Annotated in this window: 24 protein-coding genes; all 24 read right to left on the bottom strand. The window is 49.1% G+C overall.

Annotated features, from left to right (window positions below; genetic code table 11):
• Positions 1–18: 18 nt before the first annotated feature.
• The 24 genes from WDY75_RS14050 to WDY75_RS13935 all read right to left on the bottom strand — a co-directional run bounded on the left by WDY75_RS14050 (position 19) and on the right by WDY75_RS13935 (position 20,077).
• On the bottom strand, positions 19–498 hold the full coding sequence (locus tag WDY75_RS14050) for a GNAT family N-acetyltransferase (protein WP_006210854.1): 480 nt from the start codon (positions 496–498) through the stop codon (positions 19–21).
• Between the two features lie 45 nt (positions 499–543).
• Positions 544–1,239 carry a YjjG family noncanonical pyrimidine nucleotidase gene (locus tag WDY75_RS14045; RefSeq protein WP_063480579.1) on the bottom strand — a complete coding sequence of 232 codons (696 nt, stop codon included), beginning with the start codon at positions 1,237–1,239 and terminating at the stop codon, positions 544–546.
• Between the two features lie 40 nt (positions 1,240–1,279).
• Positions 1,280–1,537, bottom strand: coding sequence for a hypothetical protein (locus WDY75_RS14040; RefSeq protein WP_036637290.1), 258 nt, complete (start codon positions 1,535–1,537; stop codon positions 1,280–1,282).
• A gap of 9 nt (positions 1,538–1,546) precedes the next feature.
• Entirely contained in the window at positions 1,547–2,131 is a 585-nt protein-coding gene (locus WDY75_RS14035) for a GNAT family N-acetyltransferase (protein WP_006210857.1), read from the bottom strand.
• 157 nt (positions 2,132–2,288) lie between these two features.
• Positions 2,289–3,035 carry a GNAT family N-acetyltransferase gene (locus tag WDY75_RS14030; protein WP_063480578.1) on the bottom strand — a complete coding sequence of 249 codons (747 nt, stop codon included), beginning with the start codon at positions 3,033–3,035 and terminating at the stop codon, positions 2,289–2,291.
• Between the two features lie 116 nt (positions 3,036–3,151).
• Positions 3,152–3,694, bottom strand: a complete 543-nt coding sequence (locus tag WDY75_RS14025; protein WP_006210859.1) for a GrpB family protein — start codon at positions 3,692–3,694, stop codon at positions 3,152–3,154.
• 24 nt (positions 3,695–3,718) lie between these two features.
• The gene (locus tag WDY75_RS14020) at positions 3,719–4,396 is read right to left on the bottom strand and encodes a hypothetical protein (protein WP_036637288.1); all 678 of its coding nucleotides are present in this window, start codon (positions 4,394–4,396) and stop codon (positions 3,719–3,721) included.
• A 174-nt stretch (positions 4,397–4,570) separates the two neighbouring features.
• Positions 4,571–5,116 carry a GNAT family N-acetyltransferase gene (locus WDY75_RS14015; RefSeq protein WP_063480577.1) on the bottom strand — a complete coding sequence of 182 codons (546 nt, stop codon included), beginning with the start codon at positions 5,114–5,116 and terminating at the stop codon, positions 4,571–4,573.
• 187 nt (positions 5,117–5,303) lie between these two features.
• Positions 5,304–5,504: a DUF3139 domain-containing protein gene (locus tag WDY75_RS14010; protein WP_231888307.1), complete on the bottom strand. Its 201-nt coding sequence runs from the start codon at positions 5,502–5,504 to the stop codon at positions 5,304–5,306.
• A gap of 97 nt (positions 5,505–5,601) precedes the next feature.
• Positions 5,602–6,768: a metallophosphoesterase family protein gene (locus WDY75_RS14005; RefSeq protein ID WP_338842193.1), complete on the bottom strand. Its 1,167-nt coding sequence runs from the start codon at positions 6,766–6,768 to the stop codon at positions 5,602–5,604.
• A gap of 168 nt (positions 6,769–6,936) precedes the next feature.
• Positions 6,937–7,338 carry a NusG domain II-containing protein gene (locus WDY75_RS14000; protein WP_006210864.1) on the bottom strand — a complete coding sequence of 134 codons (402 nt, stop codon included), beginning with the start codon at positions 7,336–7,338 and terminating at the stop codon, positions 6,937–6,939.
• 216 nt (positions 7,339–7,554) lie between these two features.
• A complete protein-coding gene (locus tag WDY75_RS13995) occupies positions 7,555–8,025 on the bottom strand; it encodes a hypothetical protein (RefSeq protein ID WP_006210866.1) in 471 nt (156 codons plus the stop codon).
• Between the two features lie 15 nt (positions 8,026–8,040).
• Positions 8,041–8,580 carry a redoxin family protein gene (locus WDY75_RS13990; protein ID WP_036637282.1) on the bottom strand — a complete coding sequence of 180 codons (540 nt, stop codon included), beginning with the start codon at positions 8,578–8,580 and terminating at the stop codon, positions 8,041–8,043.
• Positions 8,581–8,591: 11 nt separating this feature from the next.
• Positions 8,592–9,122, bottom strand: a complete 531-nt coding sequence (locus WDY75_RS13985; protein WP_063480575.1) for a MauE/DoxX family redox-associated membrane protein — start codon at positions 9,120–9,122, stop codon at positions 8,592–8,594.
• A 22-nt stretch (positions 9,123–9,144) separates the two neighbouring features.
• Complete coding sequence (locus WDY75_RS13980) at positions 9,145–9,789, bottom strand: hypothetical protein (protein ID WP_063480574.1); 645 nt, start codon at positions 9,787–9,789, stop codon at positions 9,145–9,147.
• Between the two features lie 226 nt (positions 9,790–10,015).
• Positions 10,016–10,621, bottom strand: coding sequence for a response regulator transcription factor (locus WDY75_RS13975; protein ID WP_063480573.1), 606 nt, complete (start codon positions 10,619–10,621; stop codon positions 10,016–10,018).
• The gene (locus tag WDY75_RS13970; RefSeq protein WP_063480572.1) at positions 10,618–11,739 is read right to left on the bottom strand and encodes a sensor histidine kinase; all 1,122 of its coding nucleotides are present in this window, start codon (positions 11,737–11,739) and stop codon (positions 10,618–10,620) included. The genes WDY75_RS13975 and WDY75_RS13970 overlap by 4 nt, the downstream gene beginning before the upstream one ends.
• A 13-nt stretch (positions 11,740–11,752) precedes the next feature.
• Positions 11,753–12,886: a DUF418 domain-containing protein gene (locus WDY75_RS13965; RefSeq protein WP_063480571.1), complete on the bottom strand. Its 1,134-nt coding sequence runs from the start codon at positions 12,884–12,886 to the stop codon at positions 11,753–11,755.
• A 283-nt stretch (positions 12,887–13,169) separates the two neighbouring features.
• On the bottom strand, positions 13,170–14,624 hold the full coding sequence (locus tag WDY75_RS13960; protein ID WP_036637270.1) for a carbon starvation protein A: 1,455 nt from the start codon (positions 14,622–14,624) through the stop codon (positions 13,170–13,172).
• A 196-nt stretch (positions 14,625–14,820) separates the two neighbouring features.
• Entirely contained in the window at positions 14,821–15,558 is a 738-nt protein-coding gene (locus tag WDY75_RS13955; RefSeq protein WP_063480570.1) for a LytR/AlgR family response regulator transcription factor, read from the bottom strand.
• 18 nt (positions 15,559–15,576) lie between these two features.
• Positions 15,577–17,328, bottom strand: coding sequence for a sensor histidine kinase (locus WDY75_RS13950; protein WP_063480569.1), 1,752 nt, complete (start codon positions 17,326–17,328; stop codon positions 15,577–15,579).
• A 176-nt stretch (positions 17,329–17,504) separates the two neighbouring features.
• Positions 17,505–18,116, bottom strand: coding sequence for a GNAT family N-acetyltransferase (locus WDY75_RS13945; protein ID WP_063480568.1), 612 nt, complete (start codon positions 18,114–18,116; stop codon positions 17,505–17,507).
• Between the two features lie 15 nt (positions 18,117–18,131).
• The gene (locus WDY75_RS13940) at positions 18,132–18,809 is read right to left on the bottom strand and encodes a DUF6320 domain-containing protein (RefSeq protein ID WP_063480567.1); all 678 of its coding nucleotides are present in this window, start codon (positions 18,807–18,809) and stop codon (positions 18,132–18,134) included.
• Positions 18,806–20,077, bottom strand: a complete 1,272-nt coding sequence (locus tag WDY75_RS13935; RefSeq protein WP_063480566.1) for an alcohol acetyltransferase — start codon at positions 20,075–20,077, stop codon at positions 18,806–18,808. The genes WDY75_RS13940 and WDY75_RS13935 overlap by 4 nt, the downstream gene beginning before the upstream one ends.
• Between the last annotated feature and the right edge of the window lie 10 nt (positions 20,078–20,087).

Below are 20,087 nucleotides of genomic sequence, written 5' to 3'. Positions count from 1 at the left end.
CCAGCACCTTCCTCCCAATCATGTAGACAACAACGTTCTCTCAAACCCTACTCGTGAATACCCTTCGGCAAAATAATTAAGCTCGTAACGGGTTTGTTGGTATCCGAGGCGTTTGTAAAAGTTGAGAGTACCTTCATTCCCAGGGTGACCCAAGGTGAATAAAACGGCTGTGAAATGGCCTCGATCCCGAATGCCTGCACATACGGCATCCAGTATGCCGGCGCCAATTCCCTGCCGTTGATATAACGGAGAAACCACCACACCAACAATTTCATATCTTTTCAGATCAGAATTCCATATGTATCCAGCATGACCCACAACATCTTCTGTATCCCTAACAGCCACCCAGTATTTCGCATCATCCTTATGTTTTAAATAAAGATTCCACCTTTCAGGATACAATCGCTGGACAAAGCCAGGAAATTGCAGTGGATGTCGCCCCATTAGCTCCAACACAAGTTTACAATCTTGTTCCTGAAGAAGTCTATAATGGATCATGATCATGATACCTCCATATTCATCCTGCCCATCGAAACCGATCCTCTAAAACGATATAATATCGTGTAACTCCTCCAGCGTATGGATCTCATACTTGGGTTGAATGGACGTGGAGTTCGCCTTGCGATGCGGGTTATACCAGCAAGTATCAATCCCGTAACGAATGCCGCCCTGTATATCGGAAGTTAGAGAATCACCAACGATGAGGACCTCCTTCTTATCGGGGTAGTTCAATTTATCGAAGGCATAATCAAAAATCCCTTCGTGGGGCTTTTGAGAACCGGCATCCTCCGAGACGATAATACATTCAAAGGCATCACATAACGCAGAACCGTGAATTCGGTTAAACTGTACTTCCTTGATTCCGTTCGTAATGATGGCCATTCGCTGCCCGCGTTCCGCAAGCTGACTGCATAGCTCTTTTGCCCCTTCGATCAGGTATGAGCCCTGCCCTAGATACTTAATGTAGGTATGACTGAATGCATCGGCATCCAGGTCACATTCAATACTGTGTTCGGCCAGCAGCCTTTCGAATCTGGCTGTTCGCAGTTCACTCTGCGTAACGCTTCCTTGCTCGAATTCGTTCCATAACTGCTGGTTAATACGCCTGTAGCTGTCCACGATAGCAGCCGTGCATTCCTGATCGATCTCGCCAAATGAACCTGACAATGCAAAAGCCTCCGACTTTGCATAATCATACAACGTATCATCTGCATCGAATAATATAACCTTATATCGCAACGATGTGCCTCCTCGCATGCTTTATTCTTGTTTACGCTGCTTACTCCGATGCCGATTCGGATGGCAAATGTTCTCTGGACTTTTGATTCAGTTCATGAATCTTTTGTCTTTTTTGATGGACCACATAATCCCTGCCACTCTTTACCAGCTTCATCTGATAATGGAGTATTAAAGATAACAATGTAATCATAACACCTGCAGCCAGCATAATCATGATCCACTCATCCACTGCCAAGAGCATAATGAGCAGCAGCTCAACGACGATGAATATCCCTGCTCCCAAGGCAAGAGTTTTCATATTACCTCCTTAACCCTCTTTGCTGAGCCTATAGTAATGATGAAGCTCCTGATCGAGCTCGACCTCGCCGACGTACGTAAACCCGCATTTTCGGATAACTTTATTGGAAGCCTCATTGCCGGGCAGAGCAGCAGCGCATAATTCGAGCTCCCCTGTATTCTGGAACAAAAACTCGATTAATCCCCGAGCAGCCTGGGTTGTATATCCCTGATTGTGATGCCGGTTGGACATTCCATACATGATTTCCCTGTTAGGATAAGGCAGCCCGTCCTTGGGTCCTGTGTTGCACCAGCCAATGGTCTCTCCGGTATCCTTCAACACAATAACTAATCGCAGACGCAGTTGGCCCACATCCCCGCCGTCCTGAACGGCTTGCAGGAACTGTCGATTCTCAACCATCTCATAGTTGGTCAGCCAATCAAGGCGCTGTTCCTTCGGCACATCCCAACCCGGCAGGTACTGCCTGATCTCCGGTTCATGCGTGATCTTGTATATGGCATCCAGATCCTCCAGCATATATTCCCTAAGAACAATATCCTCACATTCAATCATAAAGGGTTTGCCTTGCGGATCGGTCATTGTATAATTGTTCAAAATAGTCCTCCTACATTCATTTCCTTAACGAATCCGGCTTAGACTGCTTCCTCTAAAACCGGGTCTTCCGCAGCCTCTTCCATGATTATACAACGGTTACTGATACAGAGTAACCCCCGGCGCGCGAGGCATAGAAGCTCGAACCCCCTACAAGCACCTAACGCACTACCTGTTTACGTCTATACCAATAGGTATAAATCTCTTTATACTGTAACCGATCATACAAACGGTTAGCTGCAACATTATTTTGTATCACTTGCAGATAACTGCAAGTTGCACCTTTCGCTTTTGCCCATTGAAGGATGTGCAGCACCAGCTGCTTGCCGAAACCCCGATTTCTGGCAGCTGGCGAGGTGGCAATATCATAAAGCCCGAGAACCCCCTGCTCCAACGCTCCAATCCCGCAGGCTACGGGCTTGGATTGATCATATAGAGTAAAGAATCCGTATGGAATAACAGATTGACATAACAACCTTCTCGTAGTTGCCAGATCCTGCTCTGACTGTCCCGTTATCACTCCCAGATTATGAAGCCAGTCATCGCTTACATGCTCCTGAACGGTCACTTCATGATGAGTAGGGGCCTCGACATCATGCAAATGCTCCAGGATTCTGACACTGGATGGATCAACAACAGTGTAATTCATAGAATCTAATGTTGAATCCAGATCGGGCGGGTTGAATGGCGTGATTTTGAAAATAACATCAAGTCCGGCATCTGCATAACCTCTCTCACATAGATGAATCTGCGCGTGAAGATCTATCGGATGCTCTGAATATAACGCGCTGATTGAGTTGGACCTCTTCGTAAAACCGTTTGCAAATCGCAGCAACCAGCCATGCTGGACCACCGTCTGGATGGCCGGCCACGCATTCAGTGTCAGTTCTTCAATTCGCTTATGCATATTTACCACTCCCTATAACCTGTTGAGAATAAATATACATTTCATCGAAAATTTATTCAATAATTTGAGCAAATTGATAGGAAGCTGCAAGTTACACGCATGCCTCTGCCTCTCCTCTAGCTTCCAAGTACACGCTGGATAAATTCTGTTTTTGCAGCCGTGTATGCCTCTCGATCATCCTGATTCTCTTGTGCCAGCTTCACTTTCAATTCAGCATATTGCTGAGCCCACTTAGGCTGCTCCCTAAGCCGATCCCGAAACTGAAGCTGCTTCTCCCATCTCGGCTCCTTGTCCAGCATCAGATGCAAGTGACACTCTCGCCGATCATTCCTGACTCTGACAAAAAATCTTCGGTACGTTCTCCCATCCAACTCTGGTGGAACATAGCTCCAGCGATGCACCTCCAGCATCTCAGCTATACAGTCAATCTCTTCAAAAGATTGGATCTTCGCCATGACATCGATAATCGGTTTTGCCGGCATCCCAGGTATGGACGTGCTTCCGATATGTTCGATCTGCACAACACCATATTGTGCCAGCAACTGCTTAAGTTCGGCAACCTCATGAAGTCCTTTGTTAAGCCAGGCAGGATCCGGTGCGGCAATACTAATCTTCTCCGTTGCCCAATCGGGCCAAGCTTCCTGATGAAACTCCCCCATGTCATTCACCTCGTGTTTAATTGGTTAAGGTCTGTATTGTTCTTCTAATAGGATGGCAGAGTCTCCCGCATACCGCACATGAAACAAACGATCTACGAGATTCATCGTGACCATTTCATGAAGCTTCACTTCAACCGTTCTTGACCCGTCCAGTACATACAGCAATGCATCCGTTGGGAGGTGTATATGCGTATCGTCTGTTACCGGATTGCGAATATAGAATCCATTGCTTAAAGAAGCAGTGTCAGGAACGCCATCCTCGGCGGCAGCTTGCTCTGCTGCTTCAGCTGAGAACCATTCTACATCATCCAATACAAGGGAATAGCCGGCATCTTCCTTCTTAACAGCTAGAATAAAACCCAGCTTTTCCTTAACCTGAGGCAGATGATCTACGATCTGATTGAGTTTCTTCATATCAGATTGGACCTCGGAAATGGCCTCGTCGCTCATGCTGCTGACCGCCACAGCCTCCTGTTGCTGATGAGCATCGGATTGTGGATTAACACGATCCATCTGCGTAATTTTGGACTGGGCCAGCAGCATATCATCCTGTAATTGCTTCATGTTCTCTTCCACTCTTTGAATGCTCTGGGCATTCTCTTGCTTATTCTTATGTAAGGCGTTGAATAATACCAGATTTGAAGCTAAAGAAACGATGATTAACAATATCAAACCGATGGCAACCTTAGGCTTTTTGGACATACGTACCCTCTCCCGATCGATAATCAACAGCCTATATTTCGAAATACAATGGGGCCGAAGCATGATACCCCCTCCACAGCGCTGATGATATTGATATAACGCAAAAAAACGAAGACCCAGCCTCAAAAACTCCCGTCTCAGGCCTCGAATCTCGATAAAACGCTATCAAGCACTTTACTCCAGGCGTTCATTTCGGATAACCATATGAAGATGGTCCTCCCACACACCGTTAATTTTCAGGTATTTGATTGCCAGACCCTCTTCATAGAAGCCTAAGCGTCTCACCACATTCAACGAGGCTGCATTCCTCGGCATGATATTGGCTTCCAGCCGGTGCATCTCCAGTGTATCAAAGCAATGGGATACGACAGCGCTCAGCGCTTCGGTCATATACCCTTTTCCCGTGTGACTCTGTGCCAGCTTGTAGCCGACATGCCCCGATTGAAATACGCCCCGAACGATGTTGCTGACCGCTACGGATCCGATGATCTTGTCATCCTGATGCAGCCACACCTTGAACAGGGTGCCGTCAGCTATACTGCGTCTTTCCGCCGCAAGAAGCTCTGCTTGTTTACCAATCGTAAAGTATTCCGGTTCCCTTACAGGCTCCCAAATTTTGAAGTAAGGCTCGTTCCCGACGATAAAATCCACCACTTCTGCTGCCCGATCCTGATCCAGGATCTTCAACTGCAGACGTGATGTTTGCCATGCAATGGACATGTGATGCTCCCCCTTGTAAACGTATCCAATACGTAAATAATATCATATCAATCTCTAGGATTATAATGTTTCAGTTGTGATCGGGCAATTCCGCGAGCTTCTCCCTCGGGAGTCAATCGGTACTCGAACTGCATAATATGGTTGTGCGCAAAATAGATGTATTCGACTTCTGGCTCATCCTTGAAGATCACAACCGTATAAATGGAGGCAGCTTCACTCCCCATATGCCTTGAACGGACTGTATCTCTTCTTGCCGATAATGCTCTTCTTCAAGAAGGTAAGCGTTGACCCTTTTGGCATAGAGCATTTTGTTAACCTGTACGTACACAATGGGAGACAATACAAGAAGCACCAACAGAATCAATAGTGTAATTTTGAACTTCTTCATCCTATTCCCCTGAACCCTGCGCAACAAATTGATCTCCATCCCATATCAAGGTAGACTCGATTTCTTTTCCTTTCGAGTTGTTATAATAACTTTTTTATTAGATGAAATCTCTTCTGCCCTCAGTGTTTTTTCGTATCTGCAGTTGGTCAAATAACCACCCCTGGTCATCGACGGCACGCAATTCCAAACGGTCCGTTGTAACAACCACTTGAAGAAAATGCGGTACGGCCAAGGACTGCGATGTATGCCACTCTCTCTTGGGAAGCAGCCAGTCCGGCATGGCCCCGGCACCACCTGCTACAATGTAAACAATCCCATGATCGTAATCAATTATCCCGTCTCGGAGCGGATGGCTTCGCTCATATACAATCGTGTGCGAGTTCATAACCAAATCCACTCCGTACTCTTCAAATACCGGACAGAGCTGCCGGAGAGCCTCCACTTGGTAACCGCCTGAAACATACGGTGGATAGTGAAAAAACACGATGTTCCACCGCGCAGACGACGATTCCAAATCACGCACCAAAAAATCATATTGCGGATTTCCCGGACCCATCACCCCGGAGCTGTAAGGATAATCCTTCTCGTTTATCAAATCCGTGCTGTCCAAACAGACGAAATGAACATCCCCATAGTTGAAGGAATAATAGTTCCGAGGTTCAGGAAAAGCAAAAAGGTCATAATACCAGGATGCGTTGTCCTCATGATTCCCCAGGCAGCTGTAAAATGGCGTATCCACAAAAAAATCGCGGCCGGGTCCGAAGAAATATGTATTCCAATCCTCATCGTTCTTCCCGTCATTGACAACATCCCCGACAAATAAGGCAATATCGGGTCTATACTGCTTCATCTGGCTGAATATCCTCTGATTGATAAGACCGTCTGTAGCATCAAACCCGCTGTATCCTCCGGTTTCGCTTGTCACCGTAAAGGAGAATGGCACACCGCGTCCTGCCGCGGTCTTGAACATATACAGCTTGGATTCAATCTCACCTGATTCATTGCGTGAGTGAATCTTGTAATAATAGATGGTCCCCGGCTCAAGACCCTCTACTGTAATTTGGTGAATCCTGGATTCAGACCCGACAGTGAACGTGCCGAATGGCTTATCCGGCAACTTGTAGTTCCCTTGATATCCGCTGTGTATTCGCTCAGCCAGCAAGACGTCCACTCTGGAGGACGCAGGTAACGAAGTTTCCCACATGACGGTTATACAATGCTCAGCCGGGTTTTGGAGATACGGTCCTTTTACAATGGAAAGCACTTTACTCCCCCATCCATTTTATTTCTCGGCAATGTGTTGTTATGCGACTCATCCTCTAATTATAACGATCTTTCCGCGAAAAAGTTACGAGTGCTTCACCATAACATTGGCCTTGAAAAGCCGAAAAAAGCCGACTTAATCAGCCGGCTCCTCCACTATTCTATTCGCTTATCCAACCACGGCATCCAGATCCGACTCTCCCTGTTCAGTCTCCGGAACCAACACTTCAACCACGACTCTTGTCGGAACGCAAATGATCTGCTGGTATGGCTTTGAAATAAACCCCATATCCAGTGCAATGCTCTTCGGAGCATCCGAATATATCATCTGTATGCCGTAATCATAAACTTTCAGCGTGTTATGGCCATATTTGGTCTTAATATCAATGACACGCTCGTCTCCGATCAAAGGGACCGTCTCATATTCCTTACCATTGACCGTGATCAACGCCTGGAGCTGCCCCTGCTCATACGCCACATGCTGATGGCTCCACCATTGAAGAACCGTTACAGATCCAATAATCAGGATCATAGTGAACAAAATGATATCCCCTCGTTTTACTTTAGCCATGGCCGCATGCCCCTTCCAACCCTATTAGGAAATTAAGTATGCATGATTTATGACCAAGTTGAAATGATTTCCGTCATAATCTCCAATTTCCTGGATGATTGTCCGGCTAACAGTTTGTACAAAACGAAAGGGGGACCTTTTTATTTGTCCATTGGTCCGAAATCAGCATAGGTTCGGCTGAATTTTTGCGAGAATGCGCTGATGATTGCGAACAGCTCAATACATATCCGTTGACCTACATGCACAGATGACATAACGTCCATAGACCTGTGCGCCCTGATAACACCAATCCCGTCCGATGTAAGGATGCGCTTGTTGGGAGATGCAATCCTGACACTTCGCCCGCTGCCCGACCGGATCACTTGTATACCACCACCCGGCGGGATAAGGACATAACCCTTTGCAATCAGTGATTACCGTGTTGGGTGTACAAACGATATAATCTGAAGGGCAGGAGGCGTCTGCCCCGCAGCCCGTGCAATATTGTCCGTGCGGAGGTCTGCAAGGGCCCGCGGCGAACGAGATTTTGACGATTTCATCATCGTCAGGCCGAACCAATATCTTGGCCAGCGTCTCTGCCGTCTTTTGCGCAAATTGGTTCAGAAGCGATTTGCGATTCATTTTCCGGGTAACCTGACTGATCAGCACCTGTGTCTCTTCATCCTTGCTTTCCGGCTTCCGCCACATGCTCTACACCCCTTCTTAAGAAGCTCTTGCTGCCTTCGCATACGCCTCGAGCTGTTCCCGGCTGTTAACCAGTCCCTTGTGCCGAATGACACCGTTCGTATCCACCGCATACGCATAAGGTGTAACCTGCACATCCAGATGGTTGGCAAACTCCGAACTTACGATAAGCACCTCATCCTCATATGCGATTTTTCGGATATAATCCGATGCTAAATCCACAGACGAGAATAACAGCAGGACCGGTTTCACGTTGTTCATCTCGGCAATCCGCTTGAAATCCGGCAAAATGTCGGCGCATTCCTTACACGTCGGTGAGCCAAAAAGCATTAAAGACGGCATGCCCATCAGCTCGCTGGTGGACCACTCAGTTCCTTGCAGCTTTGTTGTCACGGCTTCGGGAATTTTTTTGCCGACAGGAATACCGGATTGATTCACGCCCCTCGCGGTGCCCATCACCATAATTCCCAACTGCCGGAACAGGACCAGATTCAGAATCACCAAGGGTACAACCAGAAGCCATAGAATGGAATAAGAGATCCAGAAGAATGTGTTCATCGGCAGCCTCCTTAAAATCTTTTGAGTTTGGCATAATGAGGTGCGGCAATATCGCGGTACAATCGGATCGCATGCAGGGCATCCGGGACCCCCACCATGATGAGCAGTGCAAGCAGCAGCAGCATGCCCTCCATTAGCAGACCTGTTATGGTGAAGGAGTAACCGTACACAAACCAGTCGGGATTGCTGTATGCCGCCAAACCGATGGAACCCATAACTAAATTGAACAATATCAACGGCCAGCCCAGCTTGGAATTAATCTGAGGACCCAGACAGCCGCAGTCCACCCTCCCCTTTATCCTAATGAAGTAAGCCACACCCAATCCCTGAGTGAAATAAAGTACCGAGAGGATCAGGAAGCTGACAGCTGATGGAAAGCAGTATATCAAGGTAATCGACACCGCTTGTGAGAGGATGAGTTGAACATGCAGACGGGCACTTCCGGGAAAATGATCCGGATCACCGAATACACGGCTCCAGACAAAACTCACCACCGACAAGAGCATGGGCAGCGTAACCGATATGGCAACAAGCTCATACATAGGTCTATCAGGCTCCTTAACTTTAGTAGCTGATGATCCAAATGATGGATCCGATAATCAGCAGCTTGGAAACGGCTTGCCGCACCGCGGTGAGCAGCGTGATGCTGTGTACTCTTTTTTCAAGCATGCGATATACAATAGAGCGGATCAGCGGCAGGCTGAATACCATCCCCCGAACGAACCCGAACGTTATGCCAGCCAGCAAACTCAACCACCACGGTGAAGCAAACAGGGAAACCAGAATATAGGCGTGAAACAGCACGCCCACTTGCAGCGTGATGAATCCCAAACCCAAAATATGTCCCCATAATGCAGCAGAGCGATAACCTGCGTGCTTGATCCACTCCGATGGAACGATGAAATTGCCTGATGGAAGAATTCCCGTTCGATGAATCAACTCCAACACCAGGAATACGGCAAACAGCGTGATAATGATGTAGTTCTGATACAGACCGACAGGGGTGAATTTGAGCAAAAAATTAAAGAGCCCTATTGCCAGTCCCGTCACGGCTCCTCCCAGCGTGCAGGACGCAATATACACAAGCGCATATCTGAATTTGCTGACCTTCGTGCTGTCCAGGCTGCCCAATACATTCAAGCCGCAGGTTGTATCCACACTGGCAATGGCGGCACCGATGGTAAAAATGAATAGCAATATCGACAACAAATCATTCCACCTCCCACAATTCCTTTCGGAATGAATGCTCCATCACTTCATCTTATGAGGGACGCTTGTCGATTAATTACGGAAATAATCCATAGGGCTTGGGCATGCTCTTTACATGGCTATCTGATTTAGAAAAAAATAAACCGTCCATGGACAATATCCATAGACGGTTTCTGCTTATTGCTATTGCTGGATACGTGCTCAGGATCATGATGCACAACACGAATCAGAGCCACCCTTTATCCTCCGCGATGGCGGCCGCCTGCTGCCTAGAATCAGCCTCCAGCTTCTGAATGGCAGAGGACAAGTAATTGCGTACGGTCCCTGTAGTCAGAAATAGAGCCTTGCTAATTTCGCCTGTCGTCATCCCTTCCTTGGTCAAGCGAAGCATTTCGATTTCCCGCTCGCTCAGCGGATTCTCTCCCTTCATGAACAGTGCCGCCGCCAGATCGGTGCTGACGACTCGCTCGCCCTTCATGACCCGCCGAATGGCCTCGATCAAGAAATCGATCGGCTCATCCTTTAAGAGATAACCCTCCACCTGCGCATTCATCGCTTTCTGCAAATAGCCGGGGCGCGCGAAGGTTGTAACGATCATAATCTTACACGGTAAGCCGGCATGTCGGATATTCTCGGCCAGCTCAAGGCCGTTGATGCCAGGCATCTCGATGTCGAGCAGGCATATATCCGGCTGATGATGCCGTATTGCTTCCCATGCTTGTTCCCCGTCCGGCACTTCCGCCACCACCTCGATATCGTCTTCGAATCGGAGCAGCGAGGCGAAAGCGCCGCGAAGCATTTTCTGATCTTCGGCAATGATAATCCGAATCATGAATCGTCCTCCTTCTCGTGCTGGTGAATCGGAAGTTTCAGGGACAGAACCGTCCCTCCCGCAGGGGATGGGCAAATCGCGAAGGAGCCTCCTAAGATCTGCATTCGCTCCACCATTGACGGAATGCCATTCCCGCCTTCCTGCTGCGCAACCCCCTTGCCGTCATCTGTAATATGGATGACGTAGGATTGCTCCTTGACTTCCAGCGTGATCGTGCACTGCTTCGCCCCGCTGTGCTTGATAATGTTGGTAGTAGCCTCGCGGACGCACAACGACAGCATCGTCTCTTCCACGCTGGATAACAGCGGTGTCTTGCCATGATATTCGATATAAAGTGCGATGCCTGCCGTTCGGAGCAGTTCTACCGAATGCTCCAGTTCGCCGGGAAGAGAGATGAACTTCATCTCCGATACCAGTTCCCTCACCTGCTTGATCGCCGTTCTGGAGGTAGCCAGAATATCGCCTAGCTCCCGCTTCGCCTGGGCAGTATCTTTATCTACCCACTTGGTGGCCAGCTCGCTCTTCAATTTAATCATCATCAGGGTCTGTCCCAAGATGTCGTGCAGATCCCTTGCAATCCGCTGCCGTTCTTCCTGCTGAATAAATTTCGCAATCTGCTCGTTCGCAGCATCAAGCTCCCCTTGAAGGCTCTTGGTTTTCTCCTTGATATAGATGACGATGGGGTACACCGTCTGGATAATCATCACCGGCAAGTACACGGCATTGGAAATCTGGAGTAAGGGCTCCTTCCGAATGATGAACACGAACATAAAGGAAAGGGCAATGCCCGCGCTGCCAATCGCGATGTGCCCTTTGGATCTGGACCTGCCGAGCAGGTCAGCAAAAATAAACCCGAACCATAGGATGACCGGACCGATATACACCGCGAGGACCGCAAGAACGAACAGGCCGGACAATACGGCCGCCAGCAGCCCGCCGTCCCGGCGCCACAACGCGAAATAAAAGGAGACGAGAAACAGCAGGAGCAGCATAAGGCTGCTCCATAGTCCCAGCGCCCCGTCCAAACGGAGCACGCGGTAGAATAAAAACACGATCAGCACGAAATCTATGAGCAAATAATTTTTAATTTGGTCTTTCGGATACAGCTTGTCGAGCATCCCTAACCCCCTGCTAATTTCTATCGAATAATCCTATTGCCGTTTTGCGGAATGTCTCCATGGGCCCCAGCCGGAAGCTTCGCAGCCACAAGGATGCAAATCCGAGAAGGGATACGGAGATCAGCAGCCAAACAACGATAATGGCGGCGGAATTCAGCTTGCCGGCCAATCCCAACCCCCAGCCGTAGAAAACGGCGGATGCGATGAGGTTCTGGATCACATAACAACTCAAGGACATTTTCCCGGCATTCTCCAGAAGACGCCACAGCCCATCCCACTTCGTATATTGTATCATTTTGGCAATGATTGCTATATACCCTATCGACATCAGCGGGGCAAACAAGTATCGGACCGGCAGGTCGAATGCCCCACCCGGGATAAAAATAAGCAGATTCAGAGGCAAACCGGCATATAGACCGATCTTCAACAGCTTCTCCCTCAGCTTTTTGCCATTCTCATCCGGTGAGAACACCCCTGCGCGCATGAAACGAACGCCCAGCAGGAACAGGAATATGTTCAGCGGGATGACGAAGATGGCCTCTATCCGGAGGGGAAGGAAGTTGGCCAGGCGGTAGCTGACTTGATCAAGCCACGTCCCTTCTTGATATAGTGTGATGACGGCTTCGAAGCTGCCCGGCGATAGACCGCCGCTTGTCAGCATCAGTGCAAGGAGGGCCAGGAACATTGCTGCGTAGAGGCAACCGATCACGTTCATCGTGCGGGCGATGAGACGGTCGCCGCCCTTCACGATAAAGGCTGCAATAACGGCCGTCACGCCATAACTCATTAAGATGTCATACTCCATGACCAAGATAAAATGCAGCAAACCTTCAACGAACAGAAACATGACGGCCCATAAGTAAACGCCAGGCCATGGCTTTCCTATACGTTTTGCCTGACGGTACTTCATCTCCAGTCCGACGCCGAACATGATCGTCAGTAGGCCGAGCAGTTTCCCGTTCACCAGAAACAGCACGATCATGCGAAGCAAATCGTTCATCTCCCACCAGCCCTCGTAGTTAGAGGTGGTGATATAGTTCAGGTCTCCCGCATGAGCGAAAATCCAGATATTCGTCCCGAGCGTTCCCAGGATGGCGAAGCCTCTCAATATATCCAGCAGGCGGATGCGGTTCGTTCGTTGTTCCATGGTTGCCTTCCCTTCTTCCCTCGTAGGTTAATCTCGCAGCTTTATTGTAAATGCGAACCGTGAGGAGCAACATTCACACCTGTAAAGAAATCCATATGACACCTGTCATAAATAGGGTTGGAGTTTGGGCGCGCATGAAAAAAGGTCGAAGACAAGAACTCATATAGAGCCTGTCTTCGACCTTTTTGGCCGTTCATGAATGAGAATTGGGGCTACGCCCTGTAGACTATCTACTATGGGGACAATTTCTTAGCTGTTGGCATCGCGGGATACGGACTCTCGATCATGATGCGATGTTGCGGTAATCGGAGATATCCACCTCCAGCGACAGCTCGGCTGCGCGAGATTTCTGCGCCGCTTTGAAGAATAGGATCACGAGCACGACACTGATAACCGCACCTGCAACATACGATACATTCAAGGACTGCCTGAAGCCGATTTCGGCGTTCAAAATATACACCGTGGTTGTATAGAGTATAAACGCACCCGGAATCAGAGCCACCCAGTAATTCTTACGGGCAATGAACAGGTACATCGCACCGACAAACAGAGCAATGGCGGCTGTCGCCTGGTTGGCCCAAGAGAAATATCTCCACAGAATATTGAAGTCAATTTGCGTTAACGCAATGGAGATCACAAAGAGCGGAACCGCAATGAGCAGACGTTTTTTCATGCTGAACTGAGGTAGCTTGATATAATCGGCAATGATCATCCGCGCACTGCGGAAAGCGGTATCACCTGACGTAATCGGCAATACGATGACACCCAGCACAGCCAGTGTGCCTACTACGGCTCCTAACGTTACCTTCGCTACTTCACTTACCACGAGACCTGTTCCTCCTGTAGCAAGCAGCTCATTCAAACCGTTGGCCCCTTGGAACAAACTCATGGCAGCGGCCGCCCACACCATCGCAATAATGCCCTCGGCAATCATCATACCGTAGAAAATTTTACGTCCCTGCTTCTCGGTCTGCGTAGTCCGGGAAATGATCGGTGTTTGGGTTGCATGGAATCCGGACAGAGCTCCGCAGGTTATAGTTAGAAACAACAGCGGGAAGATCGGCATTTGATCAGGATGAAGATTGGCTAGAGTCAATTCCGGTATGGGCACCTGCTGAATGATCAGCATTCCGCCGACACCTAATGAGGCAACTAGCAGCAGTGCACCGAAAATGGGATAAAACCGGCCGATGATCTTATCGATCGGCAGCAGTGTAGCCAAAATATAATAACCGAAAATAAACAGTGTGATGATCAACAGGCTGACTTTGCCGTTCATCAGGTTGTGAAGCAAACTGGCCGGTGAAGTAACAAAGACTGTACCCACCAGAATCAGCAGCAGGATCGCGAAAGCGTTCACAACATGCTTCATCACTTTCCCCAGAAACTTGCCTGCAAGCTCCGGCAAATGCGCGCCGCGGTTACGGATCGAGATCATGCCTGTCAGATAGTCATGGACGGCTCCGGCAAATATACATCCGAGCACAATCCAGATAAAAGCAACCGGTCCATACAGTGCTCCCATAATCGGGCCGAAGATCGGCCCTACACCGGCTATATTCAGGAGCTGAATAAGAGAGTTTTTATTGGAGCTCATGGGGAGGTAATCAACGCCGTCCTGATTGACATAGGCTGGAGTGGCCCTCTCTTCTTTAACCCCGAACATTTTTTCAATGTATTTACCGTAAGTAAAATATCCGGCAACAAGCAGAATGATGGATATAATGAAGGTATACATGCCTTCGCCCTCCTCTATTGGAATCGCTTACATTTATTATAAACAATTCAGCAAGACGAGAGGTCGGTTTTGAGTTAACATGTCGTTCCCGCTCATCAAGATGCGCAAAATGAAGATTAACACGCATATCATGGCATGTACATCCAGCTCTATTTCTATATCATCCCTTACTGCATTGCTACCCAAACACCGCTTGCTATAACTCCATGGCTTCGCGAAACGCCTTGGCATAGTTTCGGCTCACAGCAAGTTTATCGCTGCAGTCCTTAAGCTCAAGCTGGAATGCACCGTTAAACCAGGGAACCAGCCTGTTAACATAATCCAGGTGAACCATGTAGCTTTTGTGGATTCGAAAGAACGGATACTTCTGCAGTTTGGCCTCCAGCTCCTTCAACGGGGTTTTAACACGGTAATGCTTATGGGCTGTGACGATCTTGGAATATGTATCCTCACGTGAGATATAGATAATTTCGTCCGGATCGATAAAGAGAATCTCGCCGTTCTCTTCCAGCGACAGCTTGCCGGAGGATTTAAGAGGAAGATGTGCGGCGGAAGCTTCTTTATGAAAAGCTTTTTCCAGACGCCTTACGGTCTCTGCCAGACGTTCCTCGTCAATCGGCTTTAACAGATAGTCCAGCGCTTCGAATTGAAAAGCCTCCACGCCAAATTGAGGATACGCCGTTGCAAACACGATTTGGGGGGGATTCTTCAATCTCGTTAATGCTCTTGCCGTCTCAAGTCCGTTCATCCGCGGCATTTCTACGTCCAGAAACACCGCTTCCGGCTGCAGCTGCATCGTCCTTAACACCGCCTGTTCCCCGGAATCTGCTTCCCCGACAATTTCCAATGCCGGATGCTGCTTTAATAAATAGATCAGTTCTTCACGGCTGTAACGTTCATCGTCCACGATCAGTGTTCGAATACGTTCTGTCATGTGATGGGTCCCCTTCCTTCATGAATGGATTTTAACGTTAAATGCAGGCGGAATTCGGAAATTGATTTCGGTTCCTGCCGATTTGTCACTCTTGATGTTTAGTGATGCCTCGGGTCCATACATCAAGGTTAACCTTCGATTTACATTGTACACGGCCATTCCGGTTCCCGATGTTGAATCGAGCATTTGGCGGCCCAGGTACTGAAGCCGTTCCGGCGTAATGCCCTCTCCATTATCCCTGATCGTGACGGATACGCCTGAGGCAGGTTCACCCTCAACGAGGATATCGATGACACAGTTGTCCGTCTTGTCCCTGAAGCCGTGACGTATGCTGTTCTCCACTAACGGCTGCAAGGTCAGCGGCGGCACCAGCGCATGGAGCGCGGCATCCTCCACCTCATAGCGAATAAACAGTTTATCCTCGAATCGAGTCTGTTCAATGCTCATATATGAACGTATATGCTGCAGCTCATCCTGAAGCGTCGCCTTCTCAGAGGTTGCTGCAGACAGATTCTGACGGATATAATTCGATAGATTCCGCAATAGTTTTCTTGCCTTCTCTGCATCAATCCGCGTTAAAGAGAGTATGGTATTCAATGTATTAAACAGAAAATGCGGATGGATTTGGGCTTGCAGCGTCTTAATCTCAGCTTCTCTGGCAAGCTCCTTGGTTTCGGCCAACTGAGCGGCCTCCAGCTGGTAACTTAACAACATGGTAAGACCGGACATCAGTTCCTTCGTTACATGCGAAATATCCTTGGGACTGCTGAAATAGAACTTTAGGGTACCCACGGTGTGTTCCCCTTGTTTCAAGGGCCCGATGATCACCGCCCCAAGCGGACATTCCGTCTTCTGGCATTGAATATGATCCCGATCGGCGATCAATTGCTCCCCTTGTTCAATGACCCGGCGTGTTACTTCAGTCTGCAGCGGTCGGCCTGCTGCGTGGTGGTCATCCCCTGTCCCGATATGAGCCAGAATAACACGATCATCGGTCATGGCTATGGCACTGGCTTTGACTTCTTCGTATAAGATCCGGCATACCGCCTCCGCAGACTGTGGATTCATGCCCTGACGCATGTAGGCAAGCGTCCTGCGAGCGATACGAAGTGAGGTTTGGGCCTGCAGGGCAGCAATCCTCTCCTCTTCATTCAATACGGACCGGATAATCAGCAGAAATAAAGCACATCCGATCCCGTTTGCTACAATCATCGGAACTCCAATATATCCAACCAAAGACACGGCCTGTTCAAATGGCCTCGACAAGAGCAGGATGATCAGCATCTGAAGAGATTCTGCCAACGCCCCCATTAACAGTGCCGCTGAAAAAGAAACCTTCTCATTCTTCTTATGAAACAAGCTGGCCAAGAGTCCTGCTAATATGGTGGCCAAGCCACAGGCCAGACTCGTAAAACCGCCTAAAGTAAAACGATGGAGTCCTGCTATCAGGCCTGCGCCGAGCCCGATTCTCCAACCTCCGAACATTCCGGCCATGACTACGCCGACAACCCGGGAGTTTGCAATCGCTTCTTCTCCGGCAACCTGCATCATCCATTTGTTCACTTCAAGCGATTCGGTATTTACGGTTATGCCCGTATACGTTCCGACGATACCCAGAACGCCAAAAACCAATATGGCTTGCAGCTGCTGCACAGGCGCCAGCTTGTCCTGACTTATCATCGTCCGAAAAAATCTCAGACGGGTAACAATAAAGGCAATCGTCACAATGATCCCGATCCGCTCGGTCATCGTGATCAGCAGTTCAAACATGGCGTCACCCCGCAATCCACATCTATTCGGTACTCAACATCTTCACTTCAGTATGAAGTATGCCGTTAAGCTGGCGATACATACTAAAGTATCATGGCTGAAGCTAAAAAAACAAGAAACCTCCCGCTTCGAATTGGAATCGAAGCCGAAGGTCAGAAGGTCGTTCTCTTTCAAGATTATCTATTCAGGTTTAGGTTGAGGGGCTTACTCCACTCCATATAAATGCGTTCATGGAATCCTGAATCCTCCGAGTGCCCTTCGGGCTTGCGTTCAATCTCCCGAAATCCTAATTTCGGATACAGCCGAAGCCCGGCTTCGTTGCTGTTCGCCACTTCCAGGACATAACGCCTGTAGGGCAGCTCCTTCATCACATGCTTCATCAACGCAGTAGAAACTCCTTTGCCGCGTGCTTTTTCCGTTGTGGCCACACATTCGATATAGCCGGTATCGTCATCGTATGGCAGCGCCAGATTAAATTCGTTTTTCATAACCTCATAAGCCAGTTTGCCGGTCTTGTCTCCAAGAGCATCCTGAAGCGGGGTTAACGCCACCGGCATCGCCCGCTGTCCGTTATGGGAACAAGCCAGAATCCCGATGATCACGCCCTGCACCTCGGCCACATAAAACACCTCGGGACTGAACAAGTCTTGAAAGGCTGTTTGCAGCGTGTTCCTGTCCTGCGTGAAATAGGACAGCTCGTTATAGTACCCGTCAACAAATACCTCGGCCACTTCCCTGCGAACGTCACGGTCATAATCTGCCATTCTTCGAAGCCTGATTGTATTCACCCTGCATTCCTCCTGTCAAAAATGTAATCTGCGCTTGATGTCCTGGCGGAATCCCTTGTCAGCGAGCAGACACATCCCGCCAAAGGTGAGCAGCGCGTACAGCGCAGCCGCAACGGCTGTCCATAACACGTGCGACATGCCGACGGCATACAGCAGCAAGGGGATAAATCCAAGGAGAATCAGGGTTAGCAGGTATCCTGCGAACTCCCGCCAACGCATTTTTTTCGTGCTGCAGATCAGAGTTATGAAAAAGGTTGCCGCCATCATCAGGAACGGGATGACGTAGCCGGTCGACCAATAATTTGTATCCGCCACCACATTGATCCACAGCAGCATGCCGGACAATCCGAGCAGTTGAACGATGACCTTGCCGCCAAGATGTGATCGGGACATCAAGGTATGTCTGATGAACAGCCAGGCATACAGCATACAGGGCATCAGATACAGACTCCACCAAACATCGCGATTTCCCAGCACGTTAATTATGACGGAAACACTGATGACGGCTACAACAATAAAGGCGAGCCACTTGGAGAGAAGAGTGCTGGCACGCTCCTCCTCCTGAACCGTATAGGCGGGATACCATCGATTACCAGCTAATGATGCCGCGTCCTTGCCATGTAAGTTCCTACGGCACAAGGGACACGCTGCATGCGCCGGATCTACGATAACGCCACAGCTCTCGCATCTCATGCCCCCATCCCCCAATCATTGCTGATAATCCTCACGTCCAGACCGCTTAAGCCGGAGAGCTGGCGGAAGAAGTGTTGGATCACATCGTTTTCGACGATATTCCGTGCAAAGGTGATTGTGAGCTGCTCGTTAATGGAGCATACGGCACAATTCATCGGGCTTTTGGCTGTGGGATACATCGTTGTTTCCATCACTTCAATATGCGCTCCCATGCTGGCAGGAATATCGATTCGGCCGAGATTGGTTAGCGTGAGGGTTTTGGCTTCCTCACCGTAATGGTCGAATCCATACCGAATCGCGAGATCCTTCAACTTCAAGGGTGTAAATCTCGATAGAAGGTTCTTCTCGTACTTCATGCTGCTGGCCATCGCTTGAGTTAGATACAGCTTGGTTGTTTTTTCTTTCATCTGGGCTTGTACAATTTCGAGCACCTGCTCGAATGTCATGCCTGCTTCGATCCGCACGCCGATGTTAATAACCGCAAAAAAATTACGCAGGCTGCTGGAAGGAAAGATTTTTCTCAGATTCACCGGCATGCTGATCACAATAGGTCGGTTCTCGTTGTTCAAGGGAAGCGTGGAGTCATGAACCGCCATGATCAGAAGTGCCGTCAAGTAAGCAGTAAGGGTTGCCCCGTGCTGCTTGGCTGCTGCATTCAGCCGGGAGGCGTGAATCATTCCGTGGATCACGTTGTGACCATAAGGCGAAAAGCGCGTACCTGGAATCTGCAAGGCCTCCGGCGTCCTGATTTCCGAAACCGTGGAGGTATAGTGAGCCTTAAAGCTGTCCTGCGCTTCGGCATAACGGGCAAAGGAGGCGGGCGGCAAAATTAGCCCATCCCTGTCCTCCACACTCTCACCGATCCGATATAAATACTGGAATACCAGGGTTTTGAGAAACTCAAGCGCCCCTCCACCGTCGGTCAGTGCATGGAATATCTCCACACTGATCTTGTTGCCGTGATATAGAACCCTCACCAGACTTCCGTTAGCTCCCGATAGCGTGACAGGTGCACAGGGATAGGTGGATTCCGGCTCCACCATCAGACGTGTCTCCTTCTCCCTCAGGAATTTCCAGAACAGGCCGTTTCTCAGTTCGACATTTAATAGCGGAAATCTCGATATGACCTCATCCAATGCCGTCTGTAAAACCTCTTCGTGAACGAGACTCGTCAGCATCATCGACAATCTGTAGGTCGAAGAATTCTCCCTTCCCGCCACCGCGGGGAACAGTTTCCCGGCGTGGTCCAGTTTATACCAATCCTCCATGTATGAATCT

Origin of the sequence: Paenibacillus glucanolyticus, from assembly GCF_037333485.1 — a bacterium.
Lineage (GTDB): Bacteria > Bacillota > Bacilli > Paenibacillales > Paenibacillaceae > Paenibacillus_AQ > Paenibacillus_AQ glucanolyticus.
The sequence above is the reverse complement of the archived record's forward strand: the minus strand, read 5'-3'. Positions and strand labels throughout refer to the sequence as shown.